1 protein-coding gene is annotated in these 1,683 nt (G+C 47.4%); it reads left to right on the top strand.

Annotated elements, in window-relative coordinates:
- A partial coding sequence (locus QUB08_RS25480) for a Calx-beta domain-containing protein (RefSeq protein WP_333228233.1) occupies positions 1-1,149 on the top strand: 1,149 nt, incomplete at its 5' end.
- Positions 1,150-1,683 lie beyond the last annotated feature (534 nt).

The raw sequence follows: 1,683 nt of genomic DNA, 5'->3' as shown, positions 1-1,683 counted from the left end.
TCGCCGGAAACGGTGAATTTGGTGCTCTTCGGTGGCAATGTCAGTAATCCGTCAATTTTGACGATTAATGATGTGCCGCCAGCTCCGATGCCGACGTCTCCAAGTCTCTTCCAGTTCGCCCAACCAAATTACACGGTGGCTGAAGGCAACCCGGTTACGATTAACGTTACTCGCACCGGTGGCACGGCGGCTGCATCGATTAACTACGCAACTCTTGACGGTTCGGCAAGTTCACCAGCGGATTACACTGGGACGGCGGCGGGGGTGTTGGATTTTCCTGCAGGGGTAACTACCGCTAGTTTCACCGTGACGGCTTTGAGCGACATGATAGCGGAATCGCCGGAAACGGTGAATTTGGTGCTCTTGGGTGGCAATGTCGGCAGTACTCCGTCAATTTTGACGATTAATGATGTGCCGCCAACTGGGACGGCGACAACTCCGGCGCCAACCCCCGTTGGAAACACGTATTTCTTCAGTCAGGATACTTACAGCGCCAACGAGGGCGAAAGTGTGCTGATTACCATCAATCGCAGTGGCGACCTTTCGCAACCGAGTGTGATTTTCTTCGGCACGGGTGACAGTACTGCTCAGTCTACGAATTTTCTACCGGATTACTTCAGTGCGAGTCAAGGGATCTTTTTTGCACCCGGACAAACTAGCGTAGGAGTTGGGGTTCAAACTTATGATGACAATTTTTTTAACACTATCCCGGAGCCTCCTGAAACGGTGAATTTGTTCTTGACTGGTGGGAGTTTGGCTAGTCCGTCACAGGCAGTTTTGAGCATTATTGATCCTGATTTTGTGGCTCCGACTGTCTTCTTTTACGGTTCGTCTCCTGATTCTATTATTGATGGTGGTTTTGGAGGTGTTACGATTAATCGGACTGGCAATACTTCGGTTTCGGCTGTTGTGGACTATTTGATTGCTCCTGCTGGTGGTGCTCCACCTGTGTTGGGCCAAGACTACAACCTTTTAAGTTCATTTCCTGTGACTTCTTCGGGAGGCACGGTTAACTTTAATGCGGGTGAAACTAGCGTTAGTCTGGCAATTTACAATCGTCCTGGTTTGACTGGTGGGCCGGTGAATTTAAGCTTTGGCCCAAATACGAGTCTGGGCACTCCGACAAACACTACAATTACTCTGCTTTAAGGCTGTTAGTAGGGCGAGGAATCCTTGCTCTACTAATATATCCCCCAAGTAGTTAAATGCTTTTTATCAGTCTGATTCCTCACTACAGCTTTTTTCAAGAAAGTGAGGTAGGCAGGTAAAATCTTCGCTGTGTGACAGTCGCTGGCACCGACAACTAATGGGATTCACCTACAGGGCTGATTGTGGGCAGCCTCGACCCGAATCCCATTGCTGGTGCTAGTTTCGTCACCTTCAACCCATTTGCTACTCCGGTCTGATAGCACCCTTTCAAGGTCGTACTCTTAGATGCTACGCGCATTATTCGAGTACGACCTTTAACCCTTGTATATGGAAAGAATTAGATGGCGATTTGCCATTGGGTGGGGGTTTTTGGGATGGTCGGTTTTTGGCAATAATTTTTTGTAAAACCCGACCCTAAAATTATCGATTGGATATTATTGTTTTTTTGCGTTTACCTACTTAGGAATGAGAATTAAATAACATCAGCGATGTATAATAAATAAATGAGTGAATATGAAGAGGTGTATGTTTCGG

It is taken from the genome of Microcoleus sp. BR0-C5 (genome assembly GCF_036705045.1).
GTDB lineage: Bacteria > Cyanobacteriota > Cyanobacteriia > Cyanobacteriales > Microcoleaceae > Microcoleus.
This window is presented reverse-complemented; position numbering and strand designations above follow the sequence as displayed.